The 14,240-nt window shown below is 66.6% G+C and carries 13 protein-coding genes; 2 read left to right on the top strand and 11 right to left on the bottom strand.

Going from position 1 to position 14,240, the window contains the following annotated elements:
• Positions 1 to 51 precede the first annotated feature (51 nt).
• The gene (mutM, locus tag EBL85_RS03510) at positions 52 to 879 is read left to right on the top strand and encodes a bifunctional DNA-formamidopyrimidine glycosylase/DNA-(apurinic or apyrimidinic site) lyase (RefSeq protein ID WP_123142182.1); all 828 of its coding nucleotides are present in this window, start codon (positions 52 to 54) and stop codon (positions 877 to 879) included.
• On the opposite strand, the gene EBL85_RS03505 is transcribed toward mutM, so the two are convergent.
• The 7 genes from EBL85_RS03505 to uvrD form a co-directional block, all read right to left on the bottom strand.
• Entirely contained in the window at positions 870 to 1,613 is a 744-nt protein-coding gene (locus EBL85_RS03505) for an MBL fold metallo-hydrolase (RefSeq protein ID WP_123142181.1), read from the bottom strand. The two genes, mutM and EBL85_RS03505, sit on opposite strands and share 10 nt — an antisense overlap.
• Before the next feature lie 92 nt (positions 1,614 to 1,705).
• Positions 1,706 to 2,620, bottom strand: a complete 915-nt coding sequence (locus tag EBL85_RS03500; RefSeq protein ID WP_123139109.1) for an HDOD domain-containing protein — start codon at positions 2,618 to 2,620, stop codon at positions 1,706 to 1,708.
• 318 nt (positions 2,621 to 2,938) lie between these two features.
• Entirely contained in the window at positions 2,939 to 3,808 is an 870-nt protein-coding gene (locus tag EBL85_RS03495; protein ID WP_062274876.1) for a Tim44 domain-containing protein, read from the bottom strand.
• Positions 3,809 to 4,166: 358 nt separating this feature from the next.
• Positions 4,167 to 4,418, bottom strand: coding sequence for a YfhL family 4Fe-4S dicluster ferredoxin (locus tag EBL85_RS03490; protein WP_062274879.1), 252 nt, complete (start codon positions 4,416 to 4,418; stop codon positions 4,167 to 4,169).
• A gap of 53 nt (positions 4,419 to 4,471) precedes the next feature.
• Positions 4,472 to 4,948: a pantetheine-phosphate adenylyltransferase gene (coaD, locus tag EBL85_RS03485; RefSeq protein ID WP_062274882.1), complete on the bottom strand. Its 477-nt coding sequence runs from the start codon at positions 4,946 to 4,948 to the stop codon at positions 4,472 to 4,474.
• A gap of 332 nt (positions 4,949 to 5,280) precedes the next feature.
• Positions 5,281 to 6,240 carry a UDP-glucuronic acid decarboxylase family protein gene (locus EBL85_RS03480; RefSeq protein ID WP_123142180.1) on the bottom strand — a complete coding sequence of 320 codons (960 nt, stop codon included), beginning with the start codon at positions 6,238 to 6,240 and terminating at the stop codon, positions 5,281 to 5,283.
• 32 nt (positions 6,241 to 6,272) lie between these two features.
• Positions 6,273 to 8,459 carry a DNA helicase II gene (gene uvrD / locus EBL85_RS03475; RefSeq protein WP_123142179.1) on the bottom strand — a complete coding sequence of 729 codons (2,187 nt, stop codon included), beginning with the start codon at positions 8,457 to 8,459 and terminating at the stop codon, positions 6,273 to 6,275.
• A 525-nt stretch (positions 8,460 to 8,984) separates the two neighbouring features.
• On the opposite strand from uvrD, the gene hemE reads away from it, so the two are divergent.
• Complete coding sequence (gene hemE, locus EBL85_RS03470; protein WP_005222211.1) at positions 8,985 to 10,049, top strand: uroporphyrinogen decarboxylase; 1,065 nt, start codon at positions 8,985 to 8,987, stop codon at positions 10,047 to 10,049.
• A 103-nt stretch (positions 10,050 to 10,152) separates the two neighbouring features.
• Here hemE and EBL85_RS03465 read toward each other — a convergent pair whose 3' ends face one another.
• The 4 genes from EBL85_RS03465 to trmB form a co-directional block, all read right to left on the bottom strand.
• Positions 10,153 to 11,562 (bottom strand): FAD-dependent oxidoreductase, encoded by a 1,410-nt coding sequence (locus tag EBL85_RS03465; protein ID WP_123142178.1) that lies wholly within the window; start codon positions 11,560 to 11,562, stop codon positions 10,153 to 10,155.
• A gap of 513 nt (positions 11,563 to 12,075) precedes the next feature.
• On the bottom strand, positions 12,076 to 12,885 hold the full coding sequence (gene fetB / locus EBL85_RS03460) for an iron export ABC transporter permease subunit FetB (RefSeq protein WP_123142177.1): 810 nt from the start codon (positions 12,883 to 12,885) through the stop codon (positions 12,076 to 12,078).
• Positions 12,882 to 13,499: an ATP-binding cassette domain-containing protein gene (locus tag EBL85_RS03455; RefSeq protein ID WP_123139115.1), complete on the bottom strand. Its 618-nt coding sequence runs from the start codon at positions 13,497 to 13,499 to the stop codon at positions 12,882 to 12,884. The genes fetB and EBL85_RS03455 overlap by 4 nt, the downstream gene beginning before the upstream one ends.
• Positions 13,499 to 14,191 (bottom strand): tRNA (guanosine(46)-N7)-methyltransferase TrmB, encoded by a 693-nt coding sequence (gene trmB, locus EBL85_RS03450; protein WP_123139116.1) that lies wholly within the window; start codon positions 14,189 to 14,191, stop codon positions 13,499 to 13,501. The genes EBL85_RS03455 and trmB overlap by 1 nt, the downstream gene beginning before the upstream one ends.
• Between the last annotated feature and the right edge of the window lie 49 nt (positions 14,192 to 14,240).

Raw genomic sequence — 14,240 nt, 5'->3', positions numbered from 1 at the left:
CGATGACGACTGTCACGGCCGATCGTCCCCGTTCGAAAGTATGCCCCGAAGATGCCTGAACTCCCCGAGGTCGAGACCACCCTGCGCGGCATCCGCCCCCATCTCGAGGGGCGGCGGATCGAGCGGCTGCTGGTACGCGAACCGCGGCTGCGCCAGCCCGTCGCCGCCGACACCGCCGAGCGGATCGCCGGCACCCATATCCTCGGACTCGAGCGACGCAGTAAGTATCTGTTGCTCGGACTCGAGCAGGGCAGCCTGCTGATCCATCTGGGGATGTCCGGCAGTCTGCGCATCCTCGACCCGGCAACGCCGCCGCGTCGTCACGACCACATCGATCTGGTCTGCGCCGGCGGCCCCTGCCTGCGAATGCACGACCCCAGACGCTTCGGGCTCTTTCTGTGGACCCCGCAGACGCCGCTCGAGGCCCGCGCCACGCACCCGCTGCTGCGTCATCTCGGCCCGGAGCCGCTCACCCCCGAGTTCGACGGCGATCATCTCCACCGCATCGGCCGCACCCGGCGCATCGCGGTCAAGTCGCTGATCATGGACGCCAGTGTGGTGGTCGGGGTGGGGAACATCTATGCCAACGAGTCGCTGTTCCTTGCCGGGATCCACCCGACGCGCCCAAGCAATCGGATCTCGCTGGCCCGCTATCGACGGCTCGCCGAGACCATCCGCGCGGTGCTGGAGGCGGCGATCGACCAGGGTGGCACCACCCTGCGCGACTTCCTCCGCGACGACGGCCAGCCCGGCTACTTCGCCCAGTCGCTCAGGGTTTACGGGCGCGGCGGCCAGCCCTGTCGCGACTGCGCCACCCCGCTGCGCGAGCTGCGCATCGCCCAGCGCTCGACCGTCTACTGTCCGCGCTGTCAGCGCTGAGCGGTTGCGCCCAGGGCGGCGAAATCGACCCTGGCACCGATCCCGCCGCCGAGCGCATGACCCCCATAGAGGCGCTGACAGGCGGCCACCCCGGCGGCGCCGGTGCAATGGGTCGGCAGCACCCATTCGACCCCGAGGTCGCGCAGCGCGGTCACCGTCGCCGCGATCTCCACCGACTCGGCACGCATCAGGTGCAGCCCGCCGATCACCCAGCGCACCGGGGCATCGGCGAGCGCGCGGGCACGTGCCACCAGCGTCTCGATCCCGGGGTGGGCGCAGCCACTGACCAGGGCGATCCCGGCGCCGGTGTCGATCACCAACGCCTGCTCGTCGGGCGGCCCTTCGAGCCGGCCGGTGGAAGAGACGCCGGGAGCGAGTTCACGCGGCTCGGCCCCGACCACGATCAGCTCGCCACAGAGCCCGTCGATGTCCTCGACCAGATGCGCCGAGAAGCCGTCGTGGAGCACGCAGGACACACCCGGATTGGCGTCCAGCACCGCATCCAGACCGCCGATGTGATCCCAGTGCTGGTGCGAGAGGAAGACCTGATCGAGGGTCGCCGGATCGACCCCCTGGGCGCGCATCCCGCGCAACAGCGCCGGGCCGTTGCTGCCGGTGTCGAACAGCAACCGCTGACCGTTCACCCGCACCAGCGCGGCAAACCCCCAGAGCGTACGCGGACCGCCGGCGGGATCATGGTTGTCGAACAGGATGGTCAGGTCGGAAGGCTTCACCGGCGTCTCTCCTCGTGCTGCGAAGGACACGAGTCTCGACGCCGAGGACATCGGCGGGCGATGAAAAAGCGCAAGACGGGGCGACTAATCCCTCATCCGTCGCCTGTACCCTGGCTCCAGCTCCCCCGCATCGCCTCCTCGGAGAGCGCGTTCAGGGTCTCATCGTTGAACTCGAGCTCCTGACGGGCGTCGTCGAGATAACCGAGCATCTCGGGGGCATCCTGATTGCCCTGCGGCAGTGCCCGCAGATAGTAGGCGAGCTTGGCGATCGCAATCAGCGTGCGCACCCGCGCATCGGCGAGCTTGACCGCCTGGGGATCGTGATGGTGATAGATCGCCAGGGTGGTGTAGCCGGGGAGCTGCCAGGTCCCGGCGAGCAGGAAACCGACCGTGGTGTGATCGACCCCGAGCGCCTTGCGCTCGTGCTCGATCAGGGCATTCGGCGAGGCGGCGTGGAGGATCCAAACGGTGGCATAGTCCTTGAGCTGCTCGGCGAAGATGAGACTGCCGACATCGTGCATCAGGCCAAACAGATAGGCCTCCTCGGGATCGATGCAGCCGATCTGTCTGGCGATCGCGACCGCGGCATGGGCCTGTTCCATGATCGACTCCCAGACCACCCGCGCCGCGCCCCCCTGGCTGTGGCGCAGCGCGCGCTCGATGGCATCGGCCGAGGCCAGCGCGGCGACCCGCCGGACCCCCATCATGGTTACCGCCTGATGGACGCTGGAGATCTTGGCCCGCGCGCCGAACAGGGGCGAGTTGACCGTCTTGAGCACCTGACCGGAGAGCGCCAGATCCTGAGCGATCAGATCGGCGGCGACCTGGAGGTCGGGTTCAGGCCGATTCAGCTCCTTGCGCAGCGCCAGGATCACATCGGGGATCTGCGGCACCACCGCCTTGCGCACCGCCTTGAAGGCGAGTTCGAGCGCCTCCTTGGAGGGATAGATCCCGTCGGGCGCGCTTGATCCGGTGGAGCTGGAGGGGGGAGGTGTCGGGCTGGACATGATCTGGACTCTCCGTAGACACGCGCGGACTCAGGGCGCGCTCAACACTCGATGAGACGGGACCTGATGCGCCCACAACCGTCTCGGCACCATGGAACATGAACTGGGCACGGAGTGAACGAACACCAGCGATATCCGCCAGCTGATCGACCAGGGCAGCAACGGGCGACGCCCACTGGGCCGGAGTGGGGCGGAGATCGGCGAGGTTCGGCCAATCGCCGTCGAGCGGATTATGCGGCATCTCGCCCCGCTCGTCCCTCACTCGATCGCACCAGCCGCTGCAGCAGGGCGCCGACGCGCCCCGCTGCAACCTCGGGATCAGCCCTCGACCTGCTGGATCCCGGCGATGTACCAGTCACCCGCAGGGCTGGCCCAGGCGTGCTGGATGTGCCAGACCTCACGGAAGGGCTCGGCCGGTGCCTGAGCCTGCTCACGGATCAGCCCGGAGAAGAGGATGCTCACGACCACCTGATCGCCATCACGCTGCACCCCGACCAGCTCGGTCTTGAGCTGCACCACCTCGGTGCTCTGGGGACCGCTGAGCTTGGCGCGCTCGCGCTCGAGTTCGGCGAACAGCTCGGGCGTGGTGTACTCGGCGATGTCGTTCATGTCAGCCTGGTCCCAGGCCGACTGCAGACGCACGTAATGCGCCTTGGCGTCCTCGAGGAAGCCGGCGGCATTGAACCAGGACGGCTGCTGCTGGGTCCCGCCAGCGCGACGCATGCCGGCCGCACCCGGGTGAGCCTGACGCTGCTGGCCCGGCATCACCCGACCATGGGCGCCGGCGGCCGCGGGCACGGGCCCCGCCGCCTGCCGCCGCCGCAGCGCCCGGAACAGCATCACCGCGCCGAACACCAGCAGCGCGATCAGCAGGAAGTCCATGAACTGGAAACCCTCGAAGCCGTCGCCGAAGAACAGCGAGGCGAGCAGACCACCGGCGGCCAGACCGGCGAGCGGACCGAGCCAGCGACTCGCGCCGCTCTTCGGCTGCTGGGCGTTGGCCGCGGTCGAGCTGCGTGGCTGCGCCGCCTGCTGCTGACGCTGCGCCGGGCGCGAGGAGAGGCTGCTCGACTGCTTGCCGAGGCTGGATCCACCCCCGAATCGCTTGGCCTCGACGTCCGTGGACACGGACATGAAGCCGACCACGACCAGCGCCAGCGCGGTCGTGAACAGGGTCTTGACGGTCATTAGCGAGGATCTCCTTCAGGTTGTCGAAATCGATGCAAATCAAGGCGCGACAAACGAGGCGCCGCCGCCGGCCTCGAGACCGGACGTGCCGTCTTCCGGGGCCGGTGGAAGATCGCGGATCGGCAGGGAGGAGGGGCGCGCGACGGCATCAGTGACCGATGCACGACCCCAGGCAACCGCCATGCATCCCATGCGGTGTCTTCGGCGAGCGGAGCACGTCACGGGCGGGACGAAGGGGTTCGATCGTCGCCCGCGCACGCGCCGACATGACGCGACACCGCCGGGACGAGGCCGACAGCCACAGCAGCGGACGTCCGGAAAAGACCGGCCTGTCGCGCACTGCCGTGGCGGACCGCGGTCAGTTACCGCCGGCGATGCGCTCGAACTTGGCCCGCAGCGCGTCCTCGGACTCCTCGTGATTGGGGTCCTTGATGATGCAGTCAACCGGGCAGACCTCGACGCACTGCGCGGTTTCGTAATGACCGACGCACTCGGTGCAGAGGTTGGGATCGATCTCGTAGGTCTCGTCACCCTGCGAGATCGCGCCGTTCGGGCACTCGGGCTCGCAGACGTCACAGTTGATGCATTCGTCGGTGATCAACAGCGCCATGGAAGAACTCCTTGAGCTATAGCTTCAGTGGATGGAGAAAAAGCGCGCGGATCTTATCCAAAGCGCGCCTTCAGTGCAGCCTCGACCGTCGGGACGACGAAGGCCGACACGTCGCCCTTGAGGCGGGCGATCTCCCGCACCAGGGACGACGAGATGTAGGCATATTTCTCGGCTGGCGTGAGAAACAGGGTCTCGATGTCCGGCGCCATGCGCCGGTTCATGCCCGCGAGCTGGAACTCGTACTCGAAGTCGGACACCGCGCGTAACCCACGCATGATCACATCGACCCCGAGCTCGCGCGTGAAATCCACTAACAACCCTTGGAAATCAACGGTTTCGACCTTGGGGATATCGGACACGGCCTCGCGCACCAGGGCAACCCGCTCCTCGGTGGTGAACAGGGTCTGCTTGCCGGTGTCGGCGGCAACGGCGACCACGACCCGATCGAACAGACGCGCCGCGCGCAGGATCAGGTCGACATGACCGTTGGTGATGGGATCGAAGGTCCCGGGATAGACCACGCTGCGCAAATCTTCAAGCCTCTGGAATGGACACCCCGAGTTCGGTGTTCTCCGGGGGCTGGATCGAATCCTCCGGCGCCCGCGAACCCAGCGGCCGAGCAACCGGCATGAACGGCGGCCATCCCCGGGAGATTCGGGGGCGCAACCCGCTCGGGTCGTCTACCGCCGGCGCGAACCATAGCACAGCACTGGGCGAAACGCTGACCGACATCCCCGTTCGACGACGACCGAGCCCCCGCGCAGCGCCTACCGCCGGTCTCAGATTAGCGCCTCGAGCGCCGGGGCAGAAACAAATAAACCATTGAACAAAAAAGCCTTCATCAACCGGCCCGAAGATCGGCTCAGGCCAGGCCACGACGCAGCAGCGCCTCGAAATACTCCACCGTTCGCCGCAACCCGTCGACGAGCTGGACCCGAGGCTCCCAAGCGAGCAGCTCGCGCGCCAGACGGATGTCCGGGCGGCGCTGGCGCGGGTCGTCGACGGGCAACGGTCGCTCGATCAAGGGCGCATTCGAGCCGGTCAGCTCACGCACGCATTCGGCCAGTTCACGCATGCTGAACTCGACCGGATTGCCGAGATTGATCGGCCCGGTGACCGCCTCCGGACTCTCCATCAGTCTCACGATCCCCTCGATCATGTCATCGACATAACAGAAGGCGCGCGACTGACTGCCATCGCCATAGAGGGTGATGGGCTCATTGCGCAATGCCTGAATGATGAAGTTGGAGACCACTCGTCCGTCGTCAGGGTGCATCCGCGGGCCATAGGTATTGAAGATCCGCGCCACCTTGACCCGCAGTCCGTGCTGACGGTGATAATCGAAGAACAGGGTCTCGGCGCATCGCTTGCCCTCGTCATAGCAGGCGCGTGGACCGATTGGGTTGACCCGTCCCCAATAGCCCTCGTCCTGGGGATGGACCTCGGGATCACCATAGACTTCACTGGTCGAGGCCTGAAAGATCCGCGCCCCGGTCCGCTTGGCAAGACCTAGCATGTTGATTGCGCCATGGACGCTGGTCTTGGTGGTCTGTACCGGGTCTGATTGATAATGGATCGGCGAGGCCGGACAGGCGAGGTTATAGATCTCATCGACCTCGACATAGAGCGGAAAGGTGACATCATGACGCATCAGCTCGAAGTGCGGATGACCGAGCAGATGGCGGATGTTGTCCTTGGTCGCGGTATAGAAATTATCGACACAGAGGACATCGCAACCCTGCTCGAGCAGACGCTCACAGAGATGACTCCCCAGAAAACCGGCGCCGCCGGTGACCAGCACGCGTTTGTTGAGTGTCTTCATTCTGCCTCCAGAGTCGGCCACCGGCGACAAGGCTATGCCGCCTCCAGTTTGGCATAGGCGAGCACCAGCCACTTGGTACCGGCACTGCCCTGGAACTTGACCTGGATACGCGCCTGGGCGCCCCGTCCCTCGCCATCGAGTACCACGCCCTCGCCGAACTTGGCGTGGCGGACCCGCTGTCCGACCTGAAAACCGCCGGTCTCGCGCGCCGCGGCAGGACGGGCAACGGGTGGCGGCGAGGGCCTGAACGCAGGCGACGGTCTGGGGGGCGCGGCGCGAGCGCGCACGTCCTCGATCAGCCGCTCCGGGATCTCGCGCAGAAAGCGCGATGGCGGCGGCAGATCCTGACGCCCATAGAGCCGCCGACTCTCGGCATGGGTCAGATAAAGCTCGGCCATCGCCCGGGTCATGCCGACGTAGCAGAGCCTGCGCTCCTCCTCGAGCCGGTCCGGATCGTCGGCGGACATGGCGTGCGGGAACAAGCCCTCCTCGAGTCCGACCAGGAAGACCACCGGAAACTCCAGCCCCTTGGCGCTGTGCAGCGTCATCAGCTGTACCGCATCGGTCTCGGCATCGGCCTGGGTCTCGCCGGCCTCGAGCGCGGCATGGGCGAGGAAGGCGCCGAGTACCTCGCCATCCGGCGCCTCGAGTTCATGGGCGAAGCGCGCAGCGGTCTCGACCAGTTGCTGGAGGTTCTCGATGCGATCGCGCCCCTTGCCGTCCTTCTGCTTCTCGTAGTGCGCCGGCAGCCCCGCCTCGTCGATCAGCGCGGCGGTCAGATCGGGCAGCAGTTGGGTGGCGCTGCGGGCACGCTGCTGCTCGATGAAGGTCATGAAGGCGCCCAGCGCATTCGCCGCCCGGCCACCCAGCCCCTGCTCGGCGATCAGCTGTGCGCCGGCGCGCCACAGCGACAACCCGTGCCCCCGGGCATGATCGCGCAATTGATCGAGGGTACGCAGTCCGATCCCCCTCGAGGGCGTATTGACCACCCGCTCGAAGGCCGCGTCATCGTCCTGGTTGGCGATCATGCGCAGATAGGCGAGGGCGTCACGGATCTCTGCGCGCTCGAAGAAACGCTGCCCGCCATAGACCCGATAGGGGACGGCGGCACGCATCAGGGCCTCCTCGAAGAGCCGCGACTGCGCGGTAGTACGATAGAGGATGGCGCATTGATCGTGACGCCCACCCGGCGTCTCGGCATGACGGCGAATACGCTCGACGACGAAGCGGGCCTCATCGACCTCGTTGAATGCACCATAGCGCCGGATCGGTGCGCCGGACTCACCCTCGGTCCACAGCTGCTTGCCCAGTCGCGAGGGGTTGTTGGCGATCAGCGCATTGGCGCCGGCGAGAATGGTGGCGGTGGAGCGATAGTTCTGCTCCAGACGAATGACACGGGTCTCCGGATAGTCGCGCTGAAAGGAACGGATGTTCTCCACCCGAGCACCACGCCAGCCATAGATCGACTGATCATCGTCACCGACCGCGAACAACTTGTCCTCGCCACCGGCGAGCAGACGCAGCCAGGCGTATTGGATGGCATTGGTGTCCTGGAACTCGTCGACCAGGATATGACGGAAACGGCGCTGATAATGCTCGAGCAGGTCGGCACGATCACGCAACAGCTCATGGGCGCACAGCAGCAGATCGGCGAAATCGAGCAGACCACCACGTTGACGCAATTGCTCGTATTCACGATAGACGGTGAGCATCCGCTCGCCGAAGAAGTCACCGGAGAAGTCGAGATGTGTCGGTCTCAACCCCTCGTCCTTGTGCTTGTTGATGAAGGACTGGATCTGGCGCGGTGCCCAGCGGGTCTCGTCGAGACCGAGGTCCTTGACGATGCGCTTGATCATGCGCAGCTGATCGTCGGCGTCGAGGATCTGGAAGTGCTGCGGCAGCCCCGCCTCCTGCCAGTGCGCGCGCAGGAGACGATGGGCCAGGCCGTGGAAGGTCCCGACCCACATCCCGCCGACCGGCTGCGCGAACATGGTCTCGATGCGTCCACGCATCTCGCGAGCGGCCTTGTTGGTGAAGGTGACGGCAAGGATCCCCCAGGGCGGGACCTGTTCGACCTGGAGCAGCCAGGCGATGCGGTGGACCAGCACGCGGGTCTTGCCCGAGCCGGCGCCAGCAAGGATCAGGAGATTGCCCGGAGGGGCCGAGACGGCCTCGCGCTGGGCGGGGTTGAGCGAGTCGAGGAGGGCTGAAGCATTCATCGGGGAATTCTACCCCAGTGCGGGGGCGACGGAAGACGAGGATCTCACTGACATTTTCGGTCCGCGGATGGCCGGATCTGGGGTATGCTGGATCCGCTCGGCCCCGCCGTTTCGCGAAAATCTAATCAAAATAAAATATAGATATTTAAAGTCTGTAGTTATTATTGATTCCTGTGGATATCCGGATAACTCCGTTTTCTTCTTGTTGATCAGCGGCTTGCAAGGCGCCTGCGAGTGGATGAAGCTGGAGATATCCTGTGGATAACTTGTGTCTGAATCAGGGCCTGATTTTGTCCACCTCTTTGTCCACCGACTTATCCACAGGGTTGCGCACAGCTTATTAAGGTTTCCTTTGTTTTCAGTGTCTTGGCGATCTCGCTGGAGATCCGGGGCGAGCGGGAGAGGGCTGTGCAGGGTCGCTGCGGGATACGTTCGTTCTCGTCGGGCGTTCGGTCGTCAACCCGTAGTAGAATAGCCCTGCAAAACCTGCGTTCTTAACACATCAAACTGCCCGGGCACTGCTTCATGACCCAACTGAAGAATGACACCTTCCTGCGCGCCCTGATGCGCGAACCCGTTGATTACACGCCGGTTTGGATGATGCGCCAGGCCGGGCGCTATCTCCCCGAGTACCGTGCCACCCGCGCCAAGGCGGGCAGTTTCATGGATCTGTGCAGGAGCCCGGAGCTCGCCTGCGAGGTCACGCTCCAGCCGCTCGATCGCTTCCCGCTGGACGCGGCGATCCTGTTCTCCGACATCCTCACCGTGCCCGATGCGATGGGCCTGGGGCTCTACTTCGCCGAGGGCGAGGGTCCGAACTTCGAGCGTCCGGTGCGCACCGAGGCCGACATCGATCGTCTGCCGATCCCCGATCCCGAGGGTGAGCTCAAGTACGTCATGGACGCGGTGTCGGTGATCCGCCGCGAGCTCGACGGTCGCGTGCCGCTGATCGGCTTCTCCGGCAGCCCCTGGACCCTGGCCACCTACATGGTCGAGGGCGGCAGCGCCAAGAACTTCTCCCACACCAAGGCGATGATGTTCGACCGTCCCGACCTGCTGCACCGCCTGCTGACCAAGGTCGCCGACTCGGTGACCTCCTACCTCAACGCCCAGATCGCTCGTGGCGCCCAGGCGGCGATGATCTTCGACACCTGGGGCGGTGCCCTGGCCCCGGCCCACTACCGCGAGTTCTCGCTGGCCTACATGAAGCGGGTGATGGACGGCCTGACCCGCGAGGCCGAGGGCCGCCGCGTCCCGGTGATCCTGTTCACCAAGAACGGCGGTCAGTGGCTCGCCGACATGGCCGACACCGGCTGCGATGCCCTCGGCGTCGACTGGACCACCGATCTGGCCGATGCGCGGCGCATGGTCGGCGATCGCGTCGCCCTCCAGGGCAACCTCGACCCCTGCACCCTCTACGCCTCGCCCGAGCGGATCCGCGAGGAGGTCGCGCGGGTGTTGGAGAGCTATGGCAAGGGCCCCGGCCACGTCTTCAACCTCGGCCACGGCATCACCCCGGACGTCAATCCCGAGAATGCCGGCGCGATGATCGAGGCGGTGCACGAGCTGAGCCGTCCCTACCACGCCTGAGTCGCTGTCACGCCGTCTTCGGACGGCGTCATCCGGCCGACATGAACGGGCCCGACCGCGCCTCAGCGTGGTCGGGCCCGTTTTTCCGCGCTCGGTTGCGGGATCAGACCGCCGTGGCCAGCGCCTCGGTGTTCCGGTCCTCGTGGTCGCGGGTGTCCTCGTACCCCATCAGCAGCTCCTGCTCGAAGGCGCGCTCGTCGATACGGGCGCCGAGATACTCGGCGATGGCACGCATGTCGCCCTCGCCGGCGCCGAGACAGCTGGTGCCGCCGGGCGAGGGGGTCATGTTGAAGATGATGCCGCCGCCGTCGCTGATCTTGGCCTCGCCCATGCGCAGCTTGCGTGCGCGCTTGTCGATGAGCTGTGGGCGGATCCCGCCGAAGCCCTCGGCATAGCTGATCTCCGAGGCCTGGAGCGCGGGGACGATCTTGCGGATCTCGCGCACGAACAGCTGGCGGTTGAGCCAGGGCACCTCGTAGAGGAAGTTGCGCAGCACATAGTTGCGGATGTCGGGCACCCGCATCAGGTCCCAGACCACCGCTGCGACGTCGCGGTCGAAGCGCTGCACCTTGAAGAACTCACGGATGCTCGCGCGGTTGTAGCGCTCGAGCATCGGCAGCATCAGCGCGGTGGGGCCGAAGCGGGTCTTGCCGCGCTCCTTGACGTCGTGGTCGCCGTGCACCGCGGCGAAGGGCAGATTGGGGTTCTGGACGGTGTAGACCTTGCCGTTGAGCGCCTCGGGGGCGAAGTAGAAGGAGCCGGCCACCGGCAGACAGGAATACTCCAGCCCCAGCCCCATCTCCTGGGCCATCAGCAGCGAGTGCCCCCCGGCGCAGACCACCACCGCGCGCGCCTGTAGCAGGCCGCGGTTGGTGCGCAGCACGTAGTCCCCGCCCTCCTTGCGGATCGACTCGACCTTGGTCGAGAACAGCTGGGTGATCTGCTTGCCCGTGGTGCGGTCCAGGTGTGCGCAGGCGTCCGAGAAGGACTGGGCCAGCGCCTGGAAATCGACCGCGCAGTACTCGTCGGCGGTCCCCGTGGCGACGATCTCCTCGTCGCGCCAGCGCCCGTCGACTCGTGCCACATTGGGTTCGAGCTCGGCGATCGCCTCGCGCTCGAGCAGTTCCATGCGCGGGAAGAGGTCCTTGAACCGGGTATGGCGCTCGCGGATGTAGCGACACTCCTCGGCGCCGACACCGAGCACCATCTTGGGCATGCGCTGGATGATGCGGTCGCGTTCCTCGGGCGGCAGCTTGGTGGCGTAGTTGATCACCATGTAGGCGGTACGCTTGACCGAACGCGCCTTTTCCAGGGTGTAGTTGGTCTCGATGTCGCCGCAGTGGATGGTCTGGCTGTTGCTGTGGGCGTGTGAGTTGACCGTGGCGACGTCGTCGTACTTCTCCACCAGACACAGCCGGCCGAGATCGGTGAACCTGGCCAGTTCGTAGAGCAGGGCGGTGCCGGTGACACCGGCGCCGACGATGAGTACGTCGTAGTGGGTTGATGGGTTCATGCGCATGCTCCTCCGCAACGGCGTTGCCGGCTCTTGGCGCAAGGCCCCTGGGTTCGGCCTTGTGCGTGGCGCAGGGATGCACCGGTCGCTGTGACGACACGGGTGGTGGTCACTGGGTCCGGGAGCGGGGCCTTGAGGGTGGTTCGGCCCCGAGCCGATGGCGATCCTGCGCGGGTTGCCGTCTGTGATCCCTGTCGGGAAGGCGCGTCAGGCCAGACCCGACGCGGTATGGATTCACACTAGCGGATGCGGGGCCGGGAAAGAACGCAGCGGGACGGATTTATAGTATTGATATTTACAATCAAATTATTGCTTGTATTGATTTAAGTAAATACCAATAGCGTCGCTCGGATAACTGCCCGCTTTCGATGTGAAGTCTTTCAGATCAGTGTCTTGCGCGACCTTGAGGGGTCGCTCGCTGAGCACCGTGCAGGATCATTGGGGGAGGATCAATCCATCGCCGAGGCGGGTTCGGCGGTGGGTAAAAGCACGATTTGTGCGCCGGTTCCTCCCTCAGCCCCCTCTCGGTCGTGCCTTCACCCGATCCAGACGCAGTCGCTGGCGGTCGTCGAACAGCCGTCGCGAACCCGCCCAGACCGCGAAGATCGACCCCAGTCCGGTGCCGCCGGCGATCAGGAACATGATCAGGATCTGATACCTGGCCGCCTCCAGCGGCGGGCTGCCGGCCAGTACCTGACCGGTCATCATCCCCGGCAGGCTGACCAGCCCGGCGCTGGCCATGGAGTTGATGATCGGGATCAGCCCGGAGCGGATCGCCTCGCGTCGCACCTCGCCGATCGCCTCGCCCCAGTCGGCGCCGGCGAGCAGCCGCGCCTCGATGCGCGCGCGCGCCTCCCAGGCGTGGCGGGTGAGGTTGTCGAGGGCGATGGCGATGCCGTTCATGGTGTTGCCGAGCAGCATGCCGAGCAGCGGGATCAGGTACTGCGGCTGGTACCAGGGGTCGACCCCGATCACCAGGGTGAGGGCGAGGAAGGTCACCCCGAACGAGGACAGGAACATCGACACCGCGCCGATGCCGTAGCCCCAGGGACCGCGATAGCGACGGCGCTGACGCTGCATCACCTCCCAGCCGGCCACCGCGAGCATCACCAGCGCCACCGGGGCGATCAGCGACAGGCTCGACTGGGCGAACAGCACCTTGAGCACCAGCCCGATCAGGCTGAGCTGGATGGCGCTGCGCAGCGCGGCGACGAGTACGCGCCGTTCCACCCCCAGACGCAGCCGCCAGGAGACCCCGGCGAGCAGCAGGATCAGCACCGCGGCGAGCGAGAGATCGAGTGGCGTGAGCGAGATCAGCGTCATGACGGGTCGATGTCCTCGGGTTCGAGCCGGCCGTCGCGGATGCGCAGCCGGCGATCGCCGAGTCGGCGCCGCTGGGCCGGGTCGTGACTGACCCAGAGCAGCGGTGTGCGGTGGGCGATGCGGTAGTCCTCGATCAGCCCCTCGACCCGGGCGCAGTTCTGCGGGTCGAGGTTGGCGGTGGCCTCGTCGAGCAGCAGCGCCCGTGGCGACTGGGCGAGCAGGCGCAGCAGCGCGAGGCGCTGACGCTCGCCGGTGGAGAGCCGGGCGACCGACCAGTCGAGTACCTCGGGGCCGAAGCCGAGCGCGCTCAGCCAGTCATCGAGCGGCGGGTGTGCGGCGGGCAGGTGCTCACCCACCGACTCGCCCCACCAGGCCGACTCGGCCGGCAGCAGCCCGACGCGGCGACGCCACAGCGGGGCGGGCAGGCGCGAGCGCGGCGTGTCGTCGAGCCAGACCTCGCCCTGATGCGGGTCGAGGTCGGCGATGGCGCGCAGCAGCAGGCTCTTGCCGCAGCCCGAGGGGCCCGACAGGAACACCCGCTCGCCGGCGCCGACGGCCAGGTCGATGGGCCCGAACAGGGCGTTGCCGAGCCCCTGGACCCTGAGCCCGTCCATCAGCAGCGGCGGAAGACGAGATCGTGGACCACGTGACCGAGGCGCTCGCCGCGCTGCTCGAACTTGGTCAGCGGACGGCTCTCGGGGCGCGGGGTGTAGTGACCGGCGCCGGCGGTGTTGGCGAAGCCCGTGGCCGCCTCCAGGGTCTCGAGCATCTGCTCGGCATAGGGCTCCCAGTCGGTGGCGGCGTGGAAGTGACCGCCGGGACGGATGGCGCGCTCGAGCAGCGCGATCATCCCGGGGTTGAGGATGCGGCGCTTGTGATGGCGCTTCTTCGGCCAGGGGTCGGGGAAGAACAGCTGCACCCGGTCGAGCGCGCCGGGGGCGATGCCGTGGGTGAGCAGTTCGACGGCGTCCTGACGCATCACCCGCAGGTTGTCGATACCGAGCCGCTCGATCTCGAGCAGCAGGTGCCCGACCCCGGGGCGATGGACCTCGACCCCGAGCCAGTTGCGCCCCGGGTCGTCGGCGGCCATCCGCGCCAGCGACTCACCGTTGCCGAAGCCGATCTCGAGGGTCACCGGCTGGTCGTTGCCGAACAGCGCGCCGAGGTCGAGCGGCGCCGGTGCCTGCCAGTCGACGCCGAAGCGGGGCCAGAGCTCGGCGAAGGCGCGCTCCTGACCGGGGGTGAGTCGGCCCTCGCGCAGCACGAAGCTGCGCACCTGACGATGACGGGGATCTGTTGGTTGCACGGATGGATTCTCGACGCTTGATGACTGATGACCGGATGGATCGTGGCGG

The sequence above is a fragment of the Marichromatium sp. AB32 genome (genome assembly GCF_003718675.1).
Classification (GTDB): domain Bacteria; phylum Pseudomonadota; class Gammaproteobacteria; order Chromatiales; family Chromatiaceae; genus Marichromatium; species Marichromatium gracile.
The sequence above is the reverse complement of the archived record's forward strand: the minus strand, read 5'-3'. Positions and strand labels throughout refer to the sequence as shown.